Annotated in this window: 6 protein-coding genes; 2 read left to right on the top strand and 4 right to left on the bottom strand. The window is 64.6% G+C overall.

The genetic code is table 11. The features are described 5' to 3' along the window. Positions 1-310 precede the first annotated feature (310 nt). From QZY03_RS26535 to QZY03_RS26525, 3 genes are read right to left on the bottom strand one after another with little or no spacing between them, the layout of a single operon-like run. Positions 311-1,009: a formylglycine-generating enzyme family protein gene (locus QZY03_RS26535; protein WP_295586375.1), complete on the bottom strand. Its 699-nt coding sequence runs from the start codon at positions 1,007-1,009 to the stop codon at positions 311-313. After that, complete coding sequence (locus tag QZY03_RS26530; RefSeq protein ID WP_295586373.1) at positions 973-1,209, bottom strand: SUMF1/EgtB/PvdO family nonheme iron enzyme; 237 nt, start codon at positions 1,207-1,209, stop codon at positions 973-975. Before QZY03_RS26530 ends, QZY03_RS26535 begins: the two co-directional genes overlap by 37 nt. Continuing rightward, on the bottom strand, positions 1,169-2,521 hold the full coding sequence (locus QZY03_RS26525; protein ID WP_295586371.1) for a caspase family protein: 1,353 nt from the start codon (positions 2,519-2,521) through the stop codon (positions 1,169-1,171). Before QZY03_RS26525 ends, QZY03_RS26530 begins: the two co-directional genes overlap by 41 nt. 176 nt (positions 2,522-2,697) lie before the next feature. On the opposite strand from QZY03_RS26525, the gene QZY03_RS26520 reads away from it, so the two are divergent. Next, positions 2,698-5,196 (top strand): DNA methyltransferase, encoded by a 2,499-nt coding sequence (locus tag QZY03_RS26520; RefSeq protein ID WP_295586368.1) that lies wholly within the window; start codon positions 2,698-2,700, stop codon positions 5,194-5,196. A 74-nt stretch (positions 5,197-5,270) separates the two neighbouring features. Here the strand turns inward: QZY03_RS26520 and QZY03_RS26515 are convergent, their stop codons facing one another. Then, positions 5,271-5,816, bottom strand: coding sequence for a hypothetical protein (locus QZY03_RS26515; protein WP_295586365.1), 546 nt, complete (start codon positions 5,814-5,816; stop codon positions 5,271-5,273). A gap of 196 nt (positions 5,817-6,012) precedes the next feature. Between QZY03_RS26515 and QZY03_RS26510 the strand changes: the two genes are divergently transcribed. Further along, positions 6,013-6,351, top strand: a complete 339-nt coding sequence (locus QZY03_RS26510) for an addiction module antidote protein (protein ID WP_295586363.1) — start codon at positions 6,013-6,015, stop codon at positions 6,349-6,351. Positions 6,352-6,654 lie beyond the last annotated feature (303 nt).

Genomic DNA, 6,654 nt, shown 5'->3' with positions numbered 1-6,654 from the left:
ACGCGCATCCTGCCGCCGGTCCATGGCGATTCCAGCGGCGTGCGCGGGGCGGCCTGGCTGTGGGGGTGACGCCAGAAAAATCGCCTGCGGACGTGATACCCAGGCGTAGGGGCGGGTTTCAAACCCGCCCCTACACGAAGGTCTGTTTTCTCGCTCCCACGCTCCAGCGTGGGAGCGAGAGTCATTGCGGAATGAGCCAAAGCAGCCGTTCATGACAGGCTTCAACGACCGGGGCAAGCTGACTAACGCAATTATTGCGCCTGAATGGTTGCAAAGGAATGAAAAGGGTAAAAGAATAGAGAGAAAAGGGTTAAAGGTCCTGGGCGAGGCGGAAACCGAGGGCGTCGAACCGGCCCGACGGCCTGAACGTGCCACGGTACGCGGACCGCAGCCCCGCAGGCTGGCTGTTCCACGCGCCGCCGCGGATCACCCGGTTCGGCCCAGCGTCGGCATCATTCTTGCGTATACAAACCGTCTCTTTGCCATCATAAGGGTTGGCATAGGCCGAGCAAGTCCACTCCCAGACATTACCGGCCACATGATGCAGCCCCCAGGGGTTGGCCGCCAGGCTATCGACCGGCAGCGTCTGTTGCCGGTAGACCCCGGTTTTGGCCCCGCAGCCGTTGTAATCGTAATTTCCGTCATAGTTGGCCTGGTCGGTGTGGATGCAGGCGCCGGTCCAGAAGGGGCTATCGGTGCCGGCGCGCGCGGCATATTCCCATTCCGCCTCGGTCGGCAAGCGGTAGGGCCGGCCGGTCTGTTCGGCGAGCCAGGCAGCATAGGCCGTCGCGTCATCCCAGGAGACATTGATCACCGGACGACAGCAATTCCAAATTCGGGCGGCATCGCGCGACCCCTGGTGGATGCTGCGCGCGCGACCGCCGTGCCGGGTTCCTGACACCGAGCGGCGCGCCTTATCCACCCTACAGCGGAGCCGGTTTCGTAGGGTGGATAAGCGCAGCGCATCCACCATCAGCCTCGCGGTCGGCACGTTATTGGCGGTGGCCACCCAAATTTGGAACTGCTGACCGGACGATCGCCGCGGCCCCAGCCGTTATCCCGGGGCGGCGTGCGACCGGTCTTCTTCGCAAAGCGGTCGTACTCGGCAAAGCTGACCTCGTACTTGCCGATGGCGAAGGGCTGCTTGATCGTCACTGAATGCTGCTTCTCATCCGAACCGCGTTCCGGTTCGCTGTCCGGGGAGCCCATCTGGAAGGTCCCGGCCGGTATCCTGACCATCGTCGGACCGGCGGCACCGTCTTTCAGCGTGTCGGTGAAGGTCGACAGGGGCACGGGCGCCGCAGCGGCCGGTGCCGGCTCCGACGAGGCCGGCGGCGGCGCCTCGCGCGCGCGACGCCCGCTCCGGCGCATCGGGAGCCGCTTTGCGCACGCCGGGCAAACCCTGCGCGGCATCCGCGCTCTGGGGACGTCCCTCCACCCCCCCGACCGCATCCCCGGCACCCGATCCCGTCGTCTGCAGGTCCACCGCACCCTCCCGCGGCATGGCGCCCGCCTCCGCCGCGCTCTTCAACGCGGTCTCGATCAAGCTCCGCACCTGAAAATCCCGCTCCCGCGGCAGCCGCTCCGCCAAGACCGCGATGACCGCCGACCGCAACGGCGGCTGGTGCATCAGGTTCACCAGTTCACCGACGGCGCCGATGCGGGTGCGGTGGTTCTGCGAAGCGAGATCGGCCAGCAGGTCGGCGCCGAGCAATTCCTTGGGGTCCGGGGCCGGCGTCCGCGCCTGGGGGTTACGGGCCAGGATCAGTTCGCCGCGCCCCTGGCCGAACCGTTCGGGGGTCATGCGCCGCGCCCCGGCCTTGGTCGCGTCGACCACTTGGGCATGGACATACTGATAGAGTTGCTCGACGCTCACGACGGGCGCACCCGCCGCCGCCTCGCCGGTCTCCAGACCCTGAATCAGGAAATGGGTAAAGAGCGAGCGTTCCACGCCGGCGATGACGCGGTTACCCTCCCAGGAGGACTGGCCGGCGGTCGATGAGGTGAGGATGACCCGCCCGTAACCCTCCTGCGCCGCCGGCGCACTGGCCGGATCGGCGCCAAAGGTCGCCGCGGTCACCGCCGCGCCCTTGCGGCCGATGGCGCCGGCGTAACAACAGTCGAGGATCAGGATCTGGCGGCCGGCCGGGCTGCGGTCCATCACATCGGTGATGAAGGGGGCAGCCAGGGCGGTGCCGTCGAGACAGTCGCGTTCGCTGTCGGGCAGCGCGAGATAGAGCCGGCCGGTGCGGTGATCGAGCTCGCCGTGTCCCGAGAAATAGAGCAAGACCAGGTCATCGCGCTGCCGGTTGGCGAACAGCCGGCCGATCGCCCGATGGGCCACGGCATAATCGGGATTGGCGAGCGTTTGGACCAGCGCCGGATCGCACCCGCCGATGGCCGGATCGGTGAGCACGCGCGCCAGCCCCGCCACGTCCGCCGCCGGGACCTTGAGGTCCGGCAGGTCCTGATAGCGGTCGTTGCCGATCAGCAGAGCATATTTCTGAGCCGCCGGGGGCATGGGAGTCCGTGGGTGCGCCTGGTTCCCGTCATTCTAACCCCGATGGCGGCAGGTATGGCAGCACGTAGGATGCGGTGAGTACTCGAACCGCATCACCCAACCCCCATCACCCGCCCGTCGGAGGTCAGAATGGTTCAATGTTGACTGATCGGTCAACACATTCTATTCTGGTTTTCATGCAACTCCATGCTTTTCTGAAATCCCGCCGCGCGCAGCTTGGCCTGTCCTTACGCGCAACGGCCGCAGGCTGCGGCGTCGACCCAGCCCATCTGTCACGCGTTGAAGCGGGCAGCGCGCCGGCCTCGGACGCCCTGCTCGAACGGCTGGCGGACGTGCTGAGCGTCCCCCTGGATGAATTGCTGCTGGTCGCCGGGCGGGTTCCGCCGTCGCTGCGGCGCCTGGTGGAACGGGATCCGCATCAGGTCGCGGCGGCGCTCAATGACCTCGCGGGCATGATGGTTGCGGAGCCCGGCGAGTCGTACGGCGGTCCCGTGCTGGGCGGCCCGACCGAGCGGTCCATCGAAGATGGTTTTCCGTTCGAGCACCTGAGCGAGATCGCGGAGGTGGAGAGTTGGCGCAAGGAGGTTTGGCGCCCGGTCTACCACACGCACAAGTGGTGGGCGCAGCGCCTCGGCAGCGTGTTCCGGGCGGTGATCCTGGGCTGCACCACGCCTAAAGGAACGGCAGTGATGGACCTCTACGCCAGCGCGGTGAAGTTGCCGGGGCCGGTGATCTTCGACCCCTTCATGGGCAGCGGAACCACCGTGGGCGAGGCGCACAAGCTGGGTTGTACCGTGATCGGCCGCGATATCAACCCGGTCGCCTGGCGCGCGGTACGCACGGCCCTGGCACCCATCGACCGCACCCGGTTGCTGGCGTTGTTTGCTCAACTCGAAGCGACGGTAGCCCCGGAGCTACGTGCCCTACACACCAGCCGTGACGGTGCCGGGGAACCCTGCGATGTCCTCTATTGGTTTTGGGTCAAACAACTCGACTGCCCGGACTGCGGGTTGGCGGTAGACCTGTTCTCGTCGCGGGTCTTCGCCAAACATGCCTATGTGAAGAAATACCCCAAGGTTCAATTGATCTGCCCCCAGTGTGACGAGGTCTTCGCGTCGGACTTTACCAACACTCGGGCGATCTGCCCGGCCTGCCGGCAGGGGTTCGATCCTCACGCGGGTCCAGCCGCCGGTGCCCATGCGGACTGCGGCGGCTGCGGGACCCGCTTCGCCATCGCGAAGACAGCCCGGACGCGCGGGGTACCGCCCCGCCATCGGCTTTACGCCAAGCTGGTCCTGCGCACTGACGGCTCCAAAGCGTATCTGCGGGCAACCCCGGCGGACGCGGCGGCCTATGCGGCCGCGGGCACTCGGCTGCGGGACCTGGATCTGCCTCAGCCGCGGGTGGAGATCCAGTCCGGCTACAACACCCGCCAGGTGCTGAATTACGGCTATACCCGCTGGGACCAGTTCTTCAACGACCGCCAGTTACTTGGGATCGGGCTCCTGTCGCGCGCCATCGGCGACCTGCCGGCGGGGGCGGAGCGTGACGCGCTCTTCGTGCTGTTGTCAGGGGTGCTGGAGTTCAACAACCTGTTCGCCAGCTACAAGGGCGAGGGCACCGGGGCGGTGCGGCATATGTTCTCACACCATGTTCTAAAGCCCGAGCGCACCCCCATTGAGGCCAATCTTTGGGGTACGAGCAAATCCTCGGGCTCGTTCCTGAATCTGTTCCAGTCGCGGCTGTTGCGGGCGGTGGACTACAAGGCCGCGCCCTTTGAACTCGCCCTGGACGATACCGGCGGGAAAAGAGCCGGCCGCAAGGTGTTCGGCAAGAGCCGCCCCATGGGTGCCCAGATACTCGACGCCTGGCCGCCGACCGGGCTGGCGCCGGGGGCTGTCTATCTCTCCTGCGGTGACTCATCCGCCACCGACATTCCGGACCGGACCGTCGACGCGGTCGTCACCGACCCGCCTTTCTACGACAACGTGCACTACTCGGAGTTGGCGGACTTCTTTCACGTCTGGCAGCGGCTGTGGTTTGGTGAGGACGCGCCGGAGTCGGCCGCTACCACGCGCCATCCCGGTGAAGTCCAGGACACCGAGTCATCGCGTTTCGCCGGGAAGTTGCAAGGAGTCTTCGCCGAGTGTCATCGCGTGCTGAAAGACGATGGCCTGCTGGTGTTCTCCTACCACCATTCGCGTGAAGACGGCTGGACCGCGGTGGCCGCCGCGGTGTTGGAAGCGGGGTTCAAGCTGGTCCAGATCCAGCCGGTCAAGGCGGAAATGTCCGTCGCCATGCCCAAGTTGGCAGCCAAGTCGCCCATCGACCTGGACGTGCTGATGGTCTGTCGCAAGGCCGCCGCGGACCGGCGGCCCGTAATCGCGATTGCGGCCGCGATGGACAGGGCGTTGGCCGCGGCCGAGACCAAGGTACGGCGCTTCAACGACACCGAACGGCGGCTGTCGCTGAATGATGTCCGAATCATCGTGTACAGCCAGGCGCTGGTGGAACTGTGCGCCGGCCGCCGACCGAGCGAGGTCCTGGCAGCCTTCGAGGAGTCGCTGAATCAGTGCGCGGCGATCTCGCAAGGGCTCTTTGCGGGGCAGGACGACCGGCCGCGTCGCGACGTGGCGCAGGCAACCGGGTTGCCGGTCCAGGCGTCCCTATTCTAAGGGTGTTCCCGACTGCTCAAGCATGCTCAAAAACCTGGAAAAGTCGGACCTGTCCGGCATCGGGGCGTTGGATGCTATGGGTGGTCGGCCTGGTCTTGCCGTCCAGATGACAACCTACGTTCCAGAGTCCCCACCTGGATCAGGCGCGGGTCTGATAGAGCCCACTCGGTCGGCAGAATGAGCCGGCAGCGCCCGATTCCTGCCGGATCCAGACTGAAAGGCTGAGGGAATCGGTACATCTTGCGGTCGCGAATGAATCCGTCACCATAGGAACCGAACCCCGCGATCCCCTCGTTCACATGGGCCGCGGCGACTACATGGTCGGCATTGATGAGGTCGCCGTGGGCGATGCAAAGTGAGTGCACCGATCGGGGGTTCGCGCCGCCACCAGTGTAGAGGAAGAAGACCAGGAAAATATCGCGATTGTCCTTGCGCCCCGAGGGGATTGTGCTGTTGGAGTCGTAGTCTTTGCGTGCCGGCTTGCCTTTGCTGAAGGCGAGCGACTTGATTTCGTAGCCTTCGGATGGCGGCTGGGTCGCGTCGCCGATCCAGAAATCGGGATAACTGTTGCGTCCTTGGGGGGTGCATGGGCAAATCGAGCGAACGAACCCGGTCGGCAAACCAATCCTGTGGAAAATACTCCTTGTCGTTCGCGCTCCGCGGAATCATGTCAATGCCCGCGGCGATGGCCTGATGGGCCGCAAGGAAGATCTCGATGCTGTGAGTCATGCGGTTGGCGATCCTGATCCGATACTCTGAGGTTTGCGCATCCGCCAAGGCGATTCAACTGAACCGCGATTTCAACGGGTAAGACTGATGCCAACAACAAAACGCACGTCTGCTCGCAAGGCCGACTTCACTCCATACGACGTTGCCGAGCATTTGCGCACACCCGAAGAGATGGCCGCCTACCTGGACGCCTGGCTGGAGGAAGCGCCCGATGATCCTGCCGGTATCGCACGCGCGCTTGGCGCTATCGCACGCGCCAAGGGCATGACACAGGTTGCAAAGGACGCCGGTCTGAGCCGCGAGAGCCTCTATCGCGCGCTGAGTGCGGACGGAAATCCCAGCTTCGCCACCGTACTCAAAGTAACCAAGGCATTGGGGGTGCAGCTTCACGCACAGGCAACGCCGCCTGGCGTCGAACGTTCGTAGGATGCGGTGAGGAACGGACACTGGTGGCGAATTCGCTAACCCATTGAAGCACATCGTCTCATGAACATGCTTTCAATGGGTCATGGGGTTCTTCCGGCATTTCGCCACCAGGGGGAGCGTTGGGGTTCGCTCTCGCTCACGGCAACCTACGGGCTCTCGCCGAAAAGAAGATGCTCTCACAAAGACACAAAGACACGAAGAAGAAAAGAGAGATAAGAAGCCATGAAAGGCTTCTCTATCTTTGTGTCTTTGTGTCTTTGTGTCTTTGTGAGAGGATTTCTTCTCTTCCTTCCGTGTCTTCGT

The organism is uncultured Lamprocystis sp., assembly GCF_903933125.1.
Taxonomy (GTDB): domain Bacteria; phylum Pseudomonadota; class Gammaproteobacteria; order Chromatiales; family Chromatiaceae; genus Thiodictyon.
This window is presented reverse-complemented; position numbering and strand designations above follow the sequence as displayed.

Coding starts and splice junctions, on each gene's coding strand:
- QZY03_RS26525 (WP_295586371.1), bottom strand. CDS start 2,521: ATGCCCCCGGCGGCTCAGAAATATGCTCTGCTGATCGGCAACGACCGC.
- QZY03_RS26530 (WP_295586373.1), bottom strand. CDS start 1,209: ATGGGCTCCCCGGACAGCGAACCGGAACGCGGTTCGGATGAGAAGCAG.
- QZY03_RS26520 (WP_295586368.1), top strand. CDS start 2,698: ATGCAACTCCATGCTTTTCTGAAATCCCGCCGCGCGCAGCTTGGCCTG.
- QZY03_RS26510 (WP_295586363.1), top strand. CDS start 6,013: ATGCCAACAACAAAACGCACGTCTGCTCGCAAGGCCGACTTCACTCCA.